Annotated in this window: 14 protein-coding genes and 1 pseudogene; 12 read left to right on the top strand and 3 right to left on the bottom strand. The window is 58.2% G+C overall.

Going from position 1 to position 16,670, the window contains the following annotated elements:
• Positions 1 to 6 precede the first annotated feature (6 nt).
• Complete coding sequence (locus AC1RZR_RS30995; RefSeq protein ID WP_477279335.1) at positions 7 to 1,206, top strand: mandelate racemase/muconate lactonizing enzyme family protein; 1,200 nt, start codon at positions 7 to 9, stop codon at positions 1,204 to 1,206.
• Between the two features lie 49 nt (positions 1,207 to 1,255).
• Here AC1RZR_RS30995 and AC1RZR_RS30990 read toward each other — a convergent pair whose 3' ends face one another.
• A complete protein-coding gene (locus tag AC1RZR_RS30990) occupies positions 1,256 to 2,266 on the bottom strand; it encodes an AI-2E family transporter (protein WP_477279337.1) in 1,011 nt (336 codons plus the stop codon).
• Positions 2,267 to 3,241: 975 nt separating this feature from the next.
• Between AC1RZR_RS30990 and AC1RZR_RS30985 the strand changes: the two genes are divergently transcribed.
• The 4 genes from AC1RZR_RS30985 (at position 3,242) to AC1RZR_RS30970 (ending at position 8,288) form a co-directional block, all read left to right on the top strand.
• Complete coding sequence (locus tag AC1RZR_RS30985; protein WP_481826998.1) at positions 3,242 to 4,390, top strand: extracellular catalytic domain type 1 short-chain-length polyhydroxyalkanoate depolymerase; 1,149 nt, start codon at positions 3,242 to 3,244, stop codon at positions 4,388 to 4,390.
• Between the two features lie 1,027 nt (positions 4,391 to 5,417).
• On the top strand, positions 5,418 to 6,401 hold the full coding sequence (locus tag AC1RZR_RS30980) for an SMI1/KNR4 family protein (protein ID WP_481829158.1): 984 nt from the start codon (positions 5,418 to 5,420) through the stop codon (positions 6,399 to 6,401).
• A gap of 408 nt (positions 6,402 to 6,809) precedes the next feature.
• On the top strand, positions 6,810 to 6,980 hold the full coding sequence (locus AC1RZR_RS30975; RefSeq protein ID WP_477279341.1) for a hypothetical protein: 171 nt from the start codon (positions 6,810 to 6,812) through the stop codon (positions 6,978 to 6,980).
• Between the two features lie 945 nt (positions 6,981 to 7,925).
• Complete coding sequence (locus tag AC1RZR_RS30970; RefSeq protein ID WP_481826997.1) at positions 7,926 to 8,288, top strand: hypothetical protein; 363 nt, start codon at positions 7,926 to 7,928, stop codon at positions 8,286 to 8,288.
• Positions 8,289 to 8,835: 547 nt separating this feature from the next.
• Here AC1RZR_RS30970 and AC1RZR_RS30965 read toward each other — a convergent pair.
• Positions 8,836 to 9,045 (bottom strand): hypothetical protein, encoded by a 210-nt coding sequence (locus tag AC1RZR_RS30965; protein ID WP_481826996.1) that lies wholly within the window; start codon positions 9,043 to 9,045, stop codon positions 8,836 to 8,838.
• Between the two features lie 172 nt (positions 9,046 to 9,217).
• On the opposite strand from AC1RZR_RS30965, the pseudogene AC1RZR_RS30960 reads away from it, so the two are divergent.
• Both AC1RZR_RS30960 and AC1RZR_RS30955 read left to right on the top strand, forming a co-directional pair.
• A pseudogene (locus AC1RZR_RS30960) lies at positions 9,218 to 9,827 on the top strand (cysteine hydrolase family protein).
• 722 nt (positions 9,828 to 10,549) lie between these two features.
• The gene (locus tag AC1RZR_RS30955; protein WP_481826995.1) at positions 10,550 to 11,950 is read left to right on the top strand and encodes a phospholipase D family protein; all 1,401 of its coding nucleotides are present in this window, start codon (positions 10,550 to 10,552) and stop codon (positions 11,948 to 11,950) included.
• 93 nt (positions 11,951 to 12,043) lie between these two features.
• Here AC1RZR_RS30955 and AC1RZR_RS30950 read toward each other — a convergent pair whose 3' ends face one another.
• Positions 12,044 to 12,526, bottom strand: coding sequence for a pyridoxamine 5'-phosphate oxidase family protein (locus AC1RZR_RS30950; protein WP_481826994.1), 483 nt, complete (start codon positions 12,524 to 12,526; stop codon positions 12,044 to 12,046).
• A gap of 363 nt (positions 12,527 to 12,889) precedes the next feature.
• Here AC1RZR_RS30950 and AC1RZR_RS30945 point away from each other — a divergent pair, with 363 nt between their 5' ends.
• The 5 genes from AC1RZR_RS30945 (at position 12,890) to AC1RZR_RS30925 (ending at position 16,663) form a co-directional block, all read left to right on the top strand.
• Positions 12,890 to 13,408, top strand: a complete 519-nt coding sequence (locus AC1RZR_RS30945; protein ID WP_481826993.1) for a hypothetical protein — start codon at positions 12,890 to 12,892, stop codon at positions 13,406 to 13,408.
• A 15-nt stretch (positions 13,409 to 13,423) separates the two neighbouring features.
• Positions 13,424 to 13,837 carry a phage holin family protein gene (locus AC1RZR_RS30940; RefSeq protein ID WP_481826992.1) on the top strand — a complete coding sequence of 138 codons (414 nt, stop codon included), beginning with the start codon at positions 13,424 to 13,426 and terminating at the stop codon, positions 13,835 to 13,837.
• Entirely contained in the window at positions 13,818 to 14,492 is a 675-nt protein-coding gene (locus AC1RZR_RS30935; RefSeq protein ID WP_481826991.1) for a hypothetical protein, read from the top strand. The genes AC1RZR_RS30940 and AC1RZR_RS30935 overlap by 20 nt, the downstream gene beginning before the upstream one ends.
• 228 nt (positions 14,493 to 14,720) lie before the next feature.
• Positions 14,721 to 15,725, top strand: coding sequence for a YihY/virulence factor BrkB family protein (locus AC1RZR_RS30930; protein ID WP_481826990.1), 1,005 nt, complete (start codon positions 14,721 to 14,723; stop codon positions 15,723 to 15,725).
• A gap of 299 nt (positions 15,726 to 16,024) precedes the next feature.
• Positions 16,025 to 16,663: a DUF1326 domain-containing protein gene (locus AC1RZR_RS30925; RefSeq protein ID WP_481826989.1), complete on the top strand. Its 639-nt coding sequence runs from the start codon at positions 16,025 to 16,027 to the stop codon at positions 16,661 to 16,663.
• Positions 16,664 to 16,670: the final 7 nt, after the last annotated feature.

Here is a 16,670-nt window from a genome sequence, read left to right as displayed (position 1 = left end):
TGCGCCATGAAGATCATTGACCTGCGCTGCGCCGTTATCGGCAAGCATCCGATCGTTCGCGTCGTCACCGATGAGGGCCTCTATGGCCTGGGTGAAGTCGAGTATACCAAAAGCTATCTCAAGCCCTTTGTGCTGCATTTCCGCGAGGCGCTGATCGGCGAGGATCCGACCGACGTCGAGCGAGTGATGCTGAAGATCCGCCAGCGCGGTTCGTTCAAGCCCTATGGCGCCGCGGTGAGCGCTATCGAGCATGCGCTGTGGGACATTGCCGGCAAGGCGGCGGGCGTGCCGGCCTACAAACTGCTCGGCGGCAAGGTGCGCGACAAGGTGCGCGTCTACAATGGCTCGATCCGCCAGAAGCGCTCGGGCGATCGGCCGGAGGATTATGCCGCTGATGTCAAATGGATGATGGAACAGCCGCAGAACTTCTTCATGGTCAAGCAGGGAATCTCATTCCACTCCAACATGAAGGACAGCATCGAGGGCTTCCATTACGGCGTGACGCAGAAGAAGGCCGGCTATCACGGCGCCATGGATCAGGGCGTGATCAGCGAGCGTGGTTTCAATCACATGCTGGACTGCGTGATCGCGATGAAGGAAGTGCTGGGCGACACGGTCAGCCTGGCGCTCGACTGTGGCCCGGGCTGGATGCTGCCCGATGCGATCAAGTTCGCCCGTGCGGTCGAGAAGTACAATTTGATGTGGCTCGAGGACATGCTGACCGGTGACTACGTGCCCTGGGTCAATCCGCAGGCCTATCGGGAACTGACGACCTCCACCTCAACGCCGATCCATACCGGCGAGCAGATTTACCTCCGGCACAATTTCAAGGAGCTGATCGAAACGCAGGCGGTGCGCGTCATCGGTCCGGACCCGGCCGACATCGGAGGCATCGCCGAGCTCAAATGGGTAGCCGAGCACGCCTACATGCACTCGATCCTGATGGCTCCGCACGGTACCGCAAACGGCCTGCTCGGCCTTGGCGCGCTGATTAACGTCTGCGCCACATTGCCCGCAAATTACATCGCGTTCGAGTATCCGAGCGCCTCCGACCCCTGGTGGGAGGATCTGGTAATCGGCTTGCCGCCGCAGATCGTGAAGGACAGCATGGTGGATCTGCTCGAAGCGCCGGGGTTGGGCCTCGATATCGACGCCGAAGCGGCCAGAAAATATCTCAGGGAAGAGGATACGGGCTTCTTCGACTGAAACCATCCTTGCAGCCAAATGAGATTGGAAAGTTCGGACGACCTTGCGTTCAGATTAGCTGGCGCAGTGCCAATTCCTCTTTGACGTATGCATAGTAGATTGGAGCTGCGATCAGGCCAGGAATGCCAAAGGCGGCATCCATGACGAGCATGGCGAGCAAAAGCTCCCAGGCCCGGGCATGAATTCGTACGCCAATGATCCGAGCGTTCACGAAATACTCCAGCTTGTGAATGAAGACGAGAAACAAAAGCGATCCGAGCGCCATGGCGGGCGACAAGCTGAAACTCACCAGCACGATCACTGTGTTGGAGATGAGGTTGCCGATTACGGGCAAAAGCCCCACGATGAAAGTGATTGCGATTATCGTTTTCAGGAATGGCATGTGAACGCCGAAAACTGGCAGTGCCAACGCCAGGTAGATCGCAGTCAACAGCGTGTTGAGCGCCGAGATCCTCACCTGCGAGAAGACAATGCTGCGAAACGCGTTGCCCAAGATCACAACACGTTCTTCAAGCGCAGCGGCCAATGGTCCCGGCTCGCTGCTACGGGTCCCCCGGCTGTAGGCGATCATTCCGCCGATAATCATGCCGGCAATGGTGTGTGTGAGGAAGACGCCCACATCGCGACCAACAAAGCGAAGTTGCCAGGCGTTTTCGCGCAGCCATTTGGATGCGGCGTTCTCGAATTCCTCGACGTTGGCGGGAAAATAAGCGCTAACCCACCCAGGGAGATGGGCGCGTGCTGTCTCGACCGCCCCCGCCATCCTTTGCAGGAGGAAGAACAGGTTCTCCGGGCCGGCCGTTAGCCATGACGACACTTCAAGGATAATCAATATCAACGCAATCGCAATTACCGCAGCCACAAGGGTCAACGCTACAGCCTTGCCCAGCCGGTGATCGGCAATACCTGCACGCTTCATCAGCGGTGCCGTCGAATTGACCATTTGGGCGATGAGCAGCCCCGCAAGCAGGGCTGAAAGAAGATCGAGCGTGATCACGGCGCAAAGCGTCAAGAGTGTCAGGACAAGCGAGACCGTGCCGAGGATTGAGCGATCAACCAACGTCACTTCCAGACAATGTCATCATTCCCACGAGCTCCGTTCACTCCGTCAATCTGAAGGAACTGCAAAACCGTGAATTTGTCGATGGAGATTAACCGGTTGGAGCGGTGACGGTACTTTTCGAGGCGGGTTTGGCGCGCCGTTAAACGCCGCAAAGAGCAAAAATCGTCCGATTGGTCCCGATAGTTGGTGAAACCAAAGGATTTTTGCGGCGATTTTCCCTTTAAAATCAAAAGCGTAACTTTTTGACGGCCTCAGTATCGGATTTTCCCAATCCGCATGAAATATTTTCCACTTATTTCAATGGGTTATATGCTGTCTGAACAATCGAGTGGGAATGATTTAGGCCTTACTCAAACGCCGCGATTGGATTCGGCATCGTTCGATTTGGATGCACAACTGCATCGGCAATAGGACGAGCCGGTGCAGCCTGATCATGTTCCCGGTGATTTGCGGCGCGAAATCGAACAGTTCTTTCACGCTCTGAGGTGCCGTGGGCGCGACCCACTCACCACATTGCAGATCGGTTCCAGCTAACCTCATCAACATTCGGCAAGGACGATGGTCGGTATCATGGACTCGTTTCCGTCGTTACTTATGCACTGTTTTCCCGGCGGCTTGCCGGTTTTGCCCAGTGGCAGCGGAGGTTCTTGCGTCCTTCGAATGCGCCGCTAGAGCGGGTCCAGCGCCTGTCGCCTTGCGCATGTCCCCTGTCTCCTTTTTGTCATCCGCTCTCCTGCCGGTCAGGCCCGAGAACATCTTGCCGAAAAAACCCATTTCGTCCTCCTACAGTCCGATCCGCGCCATCGAGGCGCTCTATGCATGAAGCTCCTCCCAAGACTTTGGTTCCTTCGCACAGCGTGCACTGCCAATGTCTTGCGCGGCCGGCTATGACCCGACGTAAGCTTGCTATTGTGCACTGCAGCAACGATCTTTCAGGGACCATTTTTTGAGACGCTCAGCGAGGATACCGATTTGCGAAACATCTCAGATACCATCGCTCGTCTGGCCGCGATGCGGAGCCGGCCCGGTCTATCTACGCACCGTCATAGCGATCATCTCTCGGACATGGCAGAGTTTGGGTCTAACCCCGGCGCCTTGCAGGCACGCTTCTATATTCCCGAGAATCTACCGAAAGGGGCCGCACTGGTCATCGTCCTGCACGGCTGCACGCAGACCGCGGCGGGCTACGATTATGGGTCCGGGTGGTCGCAGCTGGCGACCGAGCAAGGGTTTGCAGTCCTGTTCCCGGAGCAGCGGCGCGTGAACAATCCCAATCTCTGCTTCAACTGGTTCGTGCCCGAAGATGTCACCCGCGGTCGCGGCGAAGTGCTCTCCATCCGCCAGATGATCGAAACTATGGTAGTGGAACATCGGCTCGACCGCCGGCGCATTTTCATTACCGGGCTCTCTGCCGGTGGAGCAATGGCAAACGCAATGTTGGCAACCTACCCTGAAGTGTTCGCGGGCGGCGCTATCATTGCGGGACTGGCCTACGGCAGCGCGTCGACAATCCCGGAAGCCTTCGATCGCATGCGTGGCCATGGGAGCCCATCGAAGGCTGAACTTCAAAGGCGCCTGGCGGAAGCCTCCTCGCACACCGGGGCTTGGCCGAAGATTTCAATCTGGCAAGGCGCGGCCGACACCACGGTGGTGTCGTCCAACGCGGACTCCATTCTCGCCCAATGGCAAGGGGTTCACGGCGTGGGCGCCGGCCCCAACCGGAAAGAGACCGTCGATCGACGGATACGGCAGGTGTGGTGCGATGCAGACGGCAACGAGTTGATCGAGAAATGCACCATTGCCGGCATGGGCCATGGCACCCCGTTGCAGACGGTCGGTGCGGATGGGTTGGGCGTTGCTGCGCCATTCATGCTGGACGTCGGCATATCGTCAACACGCCAGATTGCGGGCTTCTGGGGGCTGACAAACCGAAGTGAAGCCAAAACGGAAGAGGCTCCGGGAAGGCAGACGGGCAAAGCAGTGAGAACTTATACACCCGCGGAACATCCGCGAGCAGTTCGCGCCGGTGCTGCTGAGGAGCCACAGCCTCGAAGCGGTTCGGCCGCAGGCATTGCCAAGGTGATTGAGGACGCTCTGCGCTCAGCCGGGTTGATGCGTTAGCTGAGAAGCTCTTTGGCTGGCCCACAACGACACATTGGATGGGAGACGACTTCCCGGCGATGATGAAGGAATGCGGCGACGAAGCCATTGCCAAACAGCACGACAATTTTTGCAAAATGACCAAGCACCTCGGCGGCGCGAACTAGGCCGCAGCCAACGCTGTATCGCGAAGTGGCGTGCTTAGAAGCGCCATTTCGTTATGGCGTGCGTCCGTTACTCCGTGGGCCGGCCGCCGAAAGGTGGTGGCGGCTTTTTTCGGACTTGGGTAATGCGGGCTCGTTTCCTGAAGCGCTGCGTCTAATCAACGAGCACGATGAACGGCTTGTGCTTCGGCCGTTCGTGCCAAATGACCTGTCGCAGTTCGCGCATGTCGACCATTTGGCCGCAAATTGGACAGGAATAGAAATTGTCCTGTTCGTCGGAATCGTCGGCGTCGTGACGCTTACCAGGAATAGGCGGTCCAACGTTGGATGGCTTCGTCATGTCGTTGGAACAGCTACTGCCGAAAAAGGTTCCGGAACCATTTTGGCGAATGCTAATTCAACCGCGGGCTTGCGAGTCAGTTCATGCGTTTGAAGTTCTTCCCGCCTTTGATGCCGACCTTGGTGGAGAAGCCTCCCGAGGGTGACCACTGCATTCACGAGGTCGAATTCGGCCAAGTATCGCGATCTAGCGAGGCCAAAAGCTTGGCGCCGAAAGCGCCATCGTCGACGGCGAGATCATCGTGCTAAACGATGCCGGCCTGTCGGACTTCAGTGAGCGGACAAAATATGGAACGTCCAACAGACAAGAACAGAACCAAAACGGTTACGTCAGACCGTTGCGTGTGGCCCGCAAGACTTTGGTCCTCGGCTGGGTAGGCTCAAAGCCGCGATGCCCAGTCGGGCGCGTCCGCTTGCATAGTCAGATAAATGCCGACCAGGATCAGCACCGCCAGCACGGAGTGATTTGGTCGATATCTCGTACCCAGACCGGGTTGCGCTAACTGCTTATACCAAATCAAGGAAGGGGCTATGAGTCGCTATTGGTGATCTCTGGTATAGGTGTCTGCTATGAAGGTAATCATGAACAACCGTTACCAGCCAGACTCGGATTTCTTCTGAATGGTGGCAAACGAATCCGGGCCGAGACTTGCGATGCCTTCTGGGCTTGTGTGGCGGCGCCGATCAATCGCGCCGGAATGTCCGTGATGGATCGGAGCAGGCGCAATGTGCTGATCGGTGCGTCTATCTTCGGAGCCCTGAGCCTTGCGGGGCTGCTTCCTACCATGTGCGCAATGCGGCAAATCAGGACAAAATCCCCCATGGCCGAAGCCAGCCATCCCATACGGCCGCCGGGACAGGCCAAGCCGTTGCTGGAGGAAGATATCGCGCCGGTGCTTGCGCGCCTCGATGCCTGGTATGCTGCCCATCTGCCGCCAGACAAATATGTGTTCAATCCGCCGGCCACGGACGCGCAACTGGATGCGTTCGAGCGCCTGATCGGCCTGAAGATGCCGCGCGCCTATCGCGACCTATACCGATGGCACGACGGCGAAAACGACGACCGTTGGGGCCATATCTATGGACTTCCGCTGCTGCCGCTGCATCAGGCAGGGGCGGAATGGAAAGCCTGGGTCGATGTGCTCGCCGGTTTCGGCGGCAATCGCTATGAAATTCCCGGGGGGGCGTGGCCTGAACACGCGGTTGACCCGGCCTATCTCAATCCGCGCTGGATACCGCTGACCCATGATGGCTCAGGCAATCATATCGGTCTCGATTTCGATCCCTGGCCCAGCGGTCGCGTCGGCCAGGTCATCCTCTTTGGGCGCGACGAAGATGTGAAGGCAGTGCTTGCGGAATCCCTCGGCAAGTTCCTCGAGTGGATCGCCGGCCTGCTGGAAAGCGGCAATTTCAGATTGGAAGCAGCGGAAGAGCCAGTGCTGCGCCGGTTCCGACTGAAAGCCCCCCCATCAAACGACTTCCACGAAGGCGCACGAAGCCTTCTGGGCGCACCTGGCGCCTTCCTATGACGGCCCGCATTTCGGTGACGCACGTATTTCGGTGACAGTTTTACTTACCCCCGAGCTGCGCGCCGGCGCCTTGCGGCGGGCCGTCCACGTTGAACTTCAATACCCGGTTCCGCACAAATCTGAAGCGTCACGCCGCCGATCCGAGCCGGTTCCGTGCGCGTCCCGCTGCCCCTCACATTGGCCGCGTCAAAGTCCGTACGAAGCGGGATTAGGCATGGCAAACTCCACATCGTTTGCCGGTATTGCAAGGCCGCAGGCCGGGATCGCCGGCCGGTGTTTTTCATTGTCATCCCCGACTGCGAAGGTTTGCATAGGTACCGCGACCGCGACCGGAAGCGACTTTCGAACAAAGGTAATTCAGGGAACAAGCGCCGGACGGTGGAGTTAGACAGTCAAGGAGTTTCTCCTATGGCTGACGAACAGGACAGAACACCCAGTGTGCCCGACAACCCCGTGGTCAGGCGCCTGATTAAAGAGGCGCATATCACCGAACAGCAAGCTCGCGATCTTATCGCCGTTTTGGGATACGATTGGCCTTCACTTATGCGGGAAGCACGCTTCCTAACCAGAAAACGATAGCTCGTGCCGCCAGCGGCACGCAAGATGCGCCATCCGTGGCGCGAGCGTTAGGCGCACCACGCGGCATCGTTAGCGAGTTTAGATGTCCCGCAACGGATCAATTGCGCTTGGCACCGTAATTGCTCTGTTTCATTAGAACAGCGGGATTCCCCTCTATATGGTCGAAAGTGCTCCTAAGATCGGCTGCAATCGATGCAAAGTGCCCCTCAGCGGCCTCCGTGATCCGCAAGGATCCGACCTCTTAACTTGCCCCAATTGCCGGATTTCCGACACATACGACAACGTCATGCTTGAACTTGGTCAGCGCACTGCGGACGCACTTAGGCGCGCGCTCTACCGACCCGTTCCCCCAAGGGTCTATCGTTTCGCCCTTCTGTTTCGGGCGGTGATCCCGGAGTCGACGAGTTCAACGCAACAACACCACAGTGCGGCTGGTGACAAAGCGCGATCCCTACCGGTCAGGCTGAAAAGGAATCGAACCCAGCAGCGGCGCTCTTGAGTATTTCCACCCGATTCCGGCTCGGCGACAAAGCACCAGGACGCGCGGGGCGGGGCGGCCCAGCAGCCATTATTGCCAGGGGTGACCGGCAACTAAGCGCTGGGCCTGACCGGCGGGGCGGGTTGAGAGCGGCGCCGGCTGGCGAATATATATATGCTTCTGCTAATATAAGGGGCACTTATCCTTATGAACGATGGAAGCAGCAAAAGGTGGAGCGCCGACCGGCGTCAGACAAGGCAGGTCGCTTTCCGCGCGAAGTCCGCATACCGCGAAAGCGCGCTTTAGGGCCGGCAACCAAGGACTTCAGTCTTAATTGCATGATTGCTAATATAATATATAGGCTTATCAGCGCGGGGGTTTTTCCCGCCGAGTGGCCGGTGCGGCGAGCTTCACCCAAGCATCCGATCGCACCGGCCATTTCAGCGTCGATATCGGGAATTGTCAGATTGGATGCTGCACGCATTAGCTTCGAGGCCAGGCGACGGGCAGACTCGGTTGCGCCGCCGCCCAGATTTAATCCTTTCTGGGCAAGTGCGGCGGAGGCGGCGATAGCCGGCAGCGTGGTTGCTGTTTGTTGTTGGCTTGGCGGCGGCAGTCACATGGCAGGTGCGATCTGCATAAGCATGATTTTGGCATTTGCGCTGCCGTATTTCTATCTCCGGAGAAAGGAGCGGAAGAACAGTGAGGCCTTTGATACGGAGTACATCAGCTTGTTGGAACGAGAGAGGGCAAGAGAGAAAAGCTTGGCTGCCGCCAAAACCAAGTCGCTTCCGGTAACAAAAGCAAGCTTCCCCCGCACATATCGCTAGATGGCTCGAACGAAGCCCCATACAACTGGGCGGCTTGACGGCCGCGAGCCAAAGCTTCGGCACGCCTCGCTGCAAGATTTCAGGAAAGAAAGCTAGCGGACCCTTTCTGCAATCCTTGAAGGACGACGAGACCTGACGGCCTCAAGCTGTTGCCGTTCATTGGTATGAGCGTTTCGAAAAATCCCAACAACCATCGACGCTATTATTTGAGCTTCTCGACTTAAAGGGTCGAGGTGTTCGTCTGCGCAAACCTGATCGAACACGCGTTGGCAAATAGCCATATCGTGAGTGCTAAGACAGATGCGATTGAAACGCTGGCCCATAACGCGAACCCTCAGGCCCGCCATCATTGCAAAGCAGCGGACCTCACAGTCGACCGGACGAGGTTGGGCGAAAGTTTCGGTCGCTGAACCAAAATAACGCGCTCGTTCAGTGACGTTCCCGGCTGGCAAAATTTCGTACAGTGGGCGCTTACAGCCGCACAACCTTTTCGAACTGCAGGTGCACTCGCTGGCCTCCCCAACGGCGAGAGCGAACGATTCCAATGTCAGAGTTTGCGCCGGCGAGTTCTAGACGGGGCCCTTAATGTTTGAGGCGGATCAAGTAAGCGTAGCCGCTGGCCAGCTGCAAAATCCTTAGCATCTTGTTCGAGCTCGAATTCACGCTTGATGAGTTTTCCGTGCTCAATGATTTGGACGATCCACTGACCGCCAAAATCCACTACCGAAATGCGGACAGGCCTATCATCCTTTTTCATGGGCGCTTCGCACCCTTCCTTCAGTATCTCGTTATGTTCTAACTAGCTAATAAGCCGGTGAACTAGACTCCGTTCCATGTGCAGGCGGCTGGCATCTCCATTGGCGCGGAACATTCTTCGGGTGCTGAAGTTCCACCCGAAACGGCGCACCAAGCCCGGTCGGGAGGAACCGATGTCCATGCACGGTCTGGAGTATGGTCCGCTGGGCAATCGATGCATGCATATCTGTGTGGACATGCAGCGGCTGTTTGCCGAGCCATCACAATGGGCGACGCCCTGGATCAGCGTCGTCCTTCCCCAGATAGAGCGGCTTGTCGAAAAGCGCGCGCCGCAGACGATTTTCACGCGCTTCCTTCCTGCCCGCAAGGCGGGGCAAGGCATGGGAACATGGAAACGCTATTATGAGCGCTGGGCCTCCATGACGATCGAAAACATCGGTCCCGAAATGGTCGAACTGTTGCCGACACTCGCCGGCTACTGTCCGCCGGCCGCGACAATCGACAAGCATATCTACTCGCCTTGGCTCGAAGGTCGCCTCAGAGCCTTTCTGATGGAAAACGAGGTCGACACGCTGATCATCACCGGCGGCGAAACCGACGTGTGTGTTCTGGCCACGGTTCTCGGGGCGATCGATTTCGGGTATCGCGTGGTTCTCGTCACCGATGCATTGTGCAGCTCGTCCGACGCAACGCATGATGCACTGCTGACGGTCTATTCACCAACGCTTCGCACAGCAGGTGGAGACGGTCGACATGGAGACGGTTCTCTCAAGCTGGGCTTGATATGTCGCTTGGCGGCGGCCATGGATTTCGGCGGGAACCATTCTGTCACCCGGCTTCGTTTTCGGATCGACGAACGAATAGGGGAACTGGCTGTCGGGATGGGCAGGGTGGCACAACCCTCGATGCGCTTACCCGGATCGCCACCTTGTCCCGATATTGATCTTCCACGCCACGGATAGGGCTCTGAAGCGGCGGGCTTGGCTGTCAGAGATTGCTAATATATGCCCGGAACATTCTTATCGCGGTGAAGTTCTGACTGTGCCTTGGTTTACTCCCCGTGGCCAAGGTGCGGAAGTTGCCTCTACAGCTTCCACAGCCCGTCTCGGGGTGGGGCAAAACAAACCGAGGCGGGCAGTTTCATGTTCAGCGACAAGGTGTTGAGGAACGCTGCATACCCGGCAGGCGATACAATGGAACTTTAGAGACAGCTAATGGTTCTAAAGTCAGCAGGGGCAAACCAACACCCCAGCAAGTCCCGCTATCCCTAGGGACGGCCCGCCGCTGCCGTGAATGGAGCGGCGGGCAGATCCTGGGAAAACGCAGGCAGACTCTTGGGGTTAGAGACGCCGGGCCAAGCACAGAAGTGCGTTTGATCGCCGCCAGCAACGTCACGCGTCGGACCTCCAGGAATTAGACAGCCTGTCATGCAACCAGATTACCCCTGAAAGGTTCTTGCTATGATTTGAGCAGGGGCGGCTTCACCGTCAAAAGGTAGCCAATTCATGGACGTCTGCATCGCCCGAACAACGCAGGACAATATCAAAGCGGGTAAGAACGGCCTGCTGCTCATTTCAGACAATTGTGATGCCTTCGCCGCGCGCGTTCTTGCGGCGAGAAGCGCAATTCGCACTCTCGATCTGATGTACTACCTCTGGCATGACGACCACACCGGCCGCTTGCTTTTGCAGGAAGTTTTCCGGGCCGCTGAGCGGGGCGTGCGCGTGCGGATGCTGCTTGACGATGTCAATCCGCGCAAAAGCGATTCTGCATATCTGGAGCTGAGCAGCCATCCAAACATCGAGCTGAAGTTGTTTAACCCGAGCGGCGTCAGAGCACGCGGCATTGTGCGCACTATGGAAGTTCTCCTTCGGCTTTTTGCATTGACCCGCAGGATGCACAACAAGGCGTGGATCGCCGACGACAACATCGCCATCGTCGGCGGGCGCAACGTCGGCGATGCCTATTTTGATGCAGCAGAAACCAACTTCCGCGACCTCGACGTGCTGCTCCTCGGTCCCGCCGTGCAGCAAACCGCCCAGATTTTTGAGACCTTCTGGGCGTGCCAGGACGCAAAAGAAATTGGCGCGCTCGGTCCAGCCGCTGCGACTACGCATGCCCATTTATTTGAAGGAAGCGATGCTGAGACCGAGTCAAAGCTTTTAGACGGGATCGGTTACCATGGGACCATCGCGGAGTTTATCGCGGCCAGCAACGACGTCCATTGGGTGGAACGTGTTCGCGTAATTTCCGACCCGCCGGAGAAGGTGCGCGGTTGGAGACGGCGCAGTTGGCTGTTGAAGGAGTTGCTTCCCATCATTCAGTCGGCGCGCAATTGTCTGGAAATTGCGTCTCCCTATTTCATTCCAGGCAAAAGGGGTTCTGCGATCTTGTCCGACCTTGTCAGCAACGGGGTGGAGGTCGTGGTTCTGACCAACTCCCTGGCAGCCACGGATGTCGCTGCAGTTCACGGGGCCTATGCAAACTATCGCAAGCGATTGCTGCGGAATGGCGTCAAACTTTTTGAGCTTCAGCCCTTCAGCCGGCAGCCGGCGATCTCGGTATTTGGTTCCAAGGGCGCCAGTCTGCACACAAAGGCTTTCAGCGTCGACGACAAGACGGGTTTCGTCGGCTCCTTCAATTTCGATCCGCGGTCTGTGTCTTTGAACTCGGAAATGGGAGTGCTTTTTGAGGACGAGAAATTGGTCGCTGAACTGCGGCATCGGTTTCACGCAGAGATATCACCGGAAGCGAGCTATCGGCTCGAACTGAAAAACAATGCGCTCCACTGGCACGGGTGCGACGAAGGCAGATTCCAACATTATACTCACGAACCCGAAGCAGGTTTTTTTCGCCGTATCCTTGCCGCTTTGGTCCGCCACCTTCCCATCGAGTCCCAGCTTTAGGCAGCAAAGCGAGCCTCGGCGCCTGCGGTGTCAGGCCGATGTCAACGCGCCCCGCAACGATCGGGCTAGGCGCCCACAGCGCGGTCGTCAGAGTCAAAGCTCGACTTTGGCAACGTTGTCCTTGTACTCGTCTTTGGGATCGAACCCGAGCAACATCTTGATCCCTGCCATTACGCTCGACCCGTCCAGCCAAATCTCTGCTTCGTGCGGATCGAACCGCAAAAGGGCCAACCTAGGATCCTCTTTACCGCCCTCAAACCATGCGGCCACAAAGCGATTCCAAAGCCGATCGATCGTCGCGCGGTCGTTGTCCAGCCTCAGGGTCCCCTGCACTGTGGCGAACAGATCGTGACCCTTGGACGTGAAGGTCGCGGTCGCTTTGCCGCCACCAGCCAGACCCTGAACGAGCTCGGTATCTTTCGCCGTAAAGAACCAGATCGGACCACTTCCCTCAGTCTGTGTCTGTGCCGTCATCGGACGAGGAATGACCTTGGAGTTATCGAGTCCGATTATCATCGTCATATCGGACTTCAAGGATGCCCAGAATTTGGTTTTGAGTTCGGCGGCGGTTGGCATAGGCGTTCCTTTCGGTTGGCGAAAGGGGACAAACGACCGTTGAGCATGTCAGTTCCGACAGACGCGGACGATTAGTGCAAAAACGTTTGGCCCGCCTCTGACGCCGTTCGCCGCAACATCGCCGCAACCATTACTCGGCAGCCGATTGCTGAATCCCGGATGAGATCGACGGGCTGCAGCTCAAGAATAGACCGGCCAGTGCGCCTCCCTGACTGCGAAGGGGCGAGGCCTTCGAACGGGCAGGGGCGACGCTGTCTAGGTGCCGGCTTCCCAGGAGGGCAGGCACAAACAGGAATATTCTGCGAAGGCAGGAACCGTACGCGAATGGCGAAGTTCAACTCCAAACAACAGGAGTGAAATATCGTGAACACGTCAGACACAAACGACTTCACCGGATCGGTGCCAACCAACGAGAATGAATGGCCGGCCGCCGCCACGCGTGCCGGCAAAAGCAAGGAAGCGCTCGGCAAATTGAAGACAAGCGCGGCCGAGACCGCGACTCACTTCAAAAGCGCTGCGGCCTCGGTATCGACCGATGCCAAGGATTATGCCGGCTCAGTTGCTGCCGATGCTGCGGGTGCGTTCAAGGAAGCGGTCGAGACGAACAAGACCGCCGGCGCCGATGCGATTGCCAACATCGCGCACTCCGTCAAGGAGGCCGCTGACGGGATCGAAAAACAATCGCCTCAGGTGGCGAGCATGGTGCGCAGTGCGGCCGAAGGTGTGGAACGGATCTCCACCGACGTCAGAGATCGCAACGTCGGTGAACTGCTCGACTCCGTTACGAAATTCGCGCAGCGCCAACCAGCGGCGTTCTTTGGGGTCGGGATCCTCGCCGGCGTGATGCTCACTCGCATCATGCGCAGCTCGGATCGTTCCTGAGAGAGGCTTGCTTAGATGGATGATGGTATCGATCGCCGGCCCTTCGGCAGCATCGTCAACGAGGCGCTCGAAAAATTCGCCTCGTTGATGCGCTTGGATGTGCGCATGCTTAAGGCGGAAATGAAGAGCAAGACTTCGACAATCGTCTCGTCCGGCGCATGCGGGATGGCGGCCGTTGCCCTGTTTGTTCTGGCATCGTTCGCAATGGTCCAATTCCTGATCCTGGTGATGATCTATCTTGGCATCAGCGCCATATTGGCCTGCCTGATTGTTGGCGTGGTCCTGTTTGGCGGAGGCTTGCTTTCCCTTTACCTGGCGAAGCGGGCGCTGGTCGGATGGACTATCACTCCCATCCAGACCGTAAACCAGGTGCGCAGCGATCTCGCTGCATTGAAGCAGGGGATACGCTATGGCACCACGCAACGATGATCTCCGCGAGATAATGGCTCAGAGCCGGGGCGAACGTCAGGCCCTGTTCGGGCCTGTCAGTGAAATAAGCCGCCGCCTGCAGCCCGGGTATTTGGTCGACGTGACCACGCGGTATGGCAAGGACAAGGTTGCCGGGGTCGTGGGTGGCGTCTCAGATGCCATCAAGGAAAACGGCGGCACAGCTGCTGTGGTAGCACTTGGCGCGGTGGCGCTATTTGATGCCGGCAGAAGAAGTGCGGACGGCCGTACAGCGCCAACGAACCCCAATGGATTCCCTTGGGCGAGCGAAACACATGTGGGAGGGAAGGGCCCCAGCGGTGCGACCAATCCGAGAGTGCAACCCCCGCGTCAGGCTGTCACCAACGCGGCTCGGACCAAAGTGCTCGCCGGATCAGTTGGAGGGCTGTTGATTGGCCATGTGATTGGCCGGTCGTTTGATCCAACCCCAACAGAACGTCAGCTGTTTGGCAAAGCGTCGGGCGAAGTCCAGGAAGTGGCCTCCGAATTTGTCAGTCAGCATTTGCATGGCGCAAAGCTTGTGGCGGCCCAGGCGTTCGGTTTCGCGAGATACACTGCCGCGTTCCTGGCGATAATGGCGGCGGTTAGCGATCATTTCGGTCGCTCTGAGGGTACCGGCGATCCGCCCACTCACTGATTGATGGTGGGCGGCGTGTAGCAAACCACGCGCCGGTGTTGCGCCCGCTGGTTCCACCGTCAATGCCGAGCGCTCAGGTTCGAAATCGGGTGAGTGCTCAGCCCTTCGAGCCTCAGACCCACGGAAGACGTTTCTCTACAATATTCCTGAACCCGCGGGCGCGGCAAAATCGGAACATCCAAAGTTCTGGCGCATTGCTGATGGACGCCATCTGCCTACGGACTCAAAATGCGACCCTCGATCACAAATGTATGGGACTTGGTGAGAGAAAGCGTAGTCGGGTTCGTCAACGACAATGCTCTTAGCCATGGCGCGGCAATGGCTTTTTACGCCACCACGTCGCTAGCCCCAATCCTGCTAATTGTGGTCGCTATTGCAGGCCTCGTCTTCGGTCACGATGCAGCCCAATTGGCTTTGTCTGCGCAAATCTCGGGGCTGATGGGGCCAGAAAGCGCAGATCTTCTTCAGACCGCGCTGGAGAGCGCCTCGAGCAAGTTGTCCGGAACCTGGGCCGCGGTCATCGGAATAGTGGCGTTGTTGGTGGCCGCATCGGGCGTCTTTGGCGAAATGCAGCAATCGCTGAATTCGATTTGGAAGGTCGAGCCTCGGGGGAGTTCGTTGTCGCGTCTAGTCCGGGCCCGTGCAGCAAGTCTGGGTCTGGTCGCTGCGCTGGGTTTCATGTTGCTCGTGTCTCTCGTTGCGAGCGCGGCGATCGCGGCACTGGGAAACATCATCAACGCTCACCTGCCGTTTGGCACAATCGTCCTCGGCATGATCAACGTGGTCGTCTCGTTTGTCCTGATCTCTGTTATGTTCGCGGCAATCTACAAAGTTTTGCCAGATCGAACCCTCGAATGGCGCGACGTAGGGATCGGTGCTGTGGCGACCGCTGCACTGTTCACCCTGGGAAAATCACTTATCGGCTGGTATATCGGCACCAGTGCGATCGCGTCGTCATATGGGGCCGCCGGTGGACTGCTCGTCATACTCCTGTGGGTGTACTACTCATCGGAGATCTTCCTTCTCGGCGCCGAATTCACCCGCGCCTATTGCGTTCGAAATGGCAGCAGGTCCGATCTGAATGCACTGGTTCATAGTGCTTCCCCTGCCCAACGCCTCGTTCCATTTCGTGCAGAGAAAAAGTCCAACTCCGGTGGCGTGGTCGCGCTCTTAGCGGTGGCATGCGCAAGCGCAACGTTGACGACCCTGATGCTGGGTCTTCGACGCCCGTAATGTGTGTTTTGTCGAAGCCCAAGCAGGCAAAGTCCGGTTGGCAGGCGTAGCCTGCCATATGACTCGCGGAACGATTCCTCTCCGGACAAGCGGCGTCACCGATCCTGTCTCCGGAACGGTCGTCGTCGATACCTGGACCTGAAGTGGCCCCTGCAGGCTTGGTGTGCACTGCTCGACCACCAATGTGGGACCCGTCCATCAAGATCAGCGAGCGACGCACGAACTACTGGAGTGCGCTCAGCCTTAGACGTATAAATGGCTCCTAATAAATGGCTCCTAAATTTTGGTGAGGAAGGGCCATGAATGCAGTGCCTCAATGGCGGCTCGCAGGCGACTGGTTCGACATCTGCAGCTGCGACATCCCTTGCCCTTGCGAGTTCGCCCAGCCGCCAACCGGGAATCACTGCCAGGGCGTGCTCGCCTGGCATGTGCGCGAGGGTCAGTATGGCGACGTGAAGCTCGACGGCCTGACGCTGGTGGCGCTCGGCGAGTTCGAAGGCAATCTATGGGCCGGCGAGGCAAGGGCCGTGATGGGCATGTATCTCGACGAGAAGGCGAATGAGCCGCAGCGCGAAGCCCTGCAGGTGATCTTCGGCGGCCACGCCGGCGGCTGGCCGGCGGGCTTTGCCGCCAATGTCGGCGAGATGCGTGGCATGGAGTTCGTTCCGATCACCTTCGAGGTGGCGGGCGACCTGGCCACCTGGCGGGTCGATATTCCTGGCCTCGTCGTTGGGCGCGCGGAAGCGCTTTCCGGTCCCACCACACCACCCGGCAAACGGGTGCAGACGATCAACCCGCCCGGCTCGGAGGTCGGCCCGGGCCAGGTTGTCACCTGGGGGCGTTCCGTCGAGGTGAGCACCAAAGGCTTCGGGCTCGACTGGACTGGCACGGCCCGCTCGAGCAAGCATATTCCGTTCGACTGGACCGGCCCGAACTAGGGCATGA

It is taken from the genome of Mesorhizobium bavaricum (genome assembly GCF_056781655.1).
This window is presented reverse-complemented; position numbering and strand designations above follow the sequence as displayed.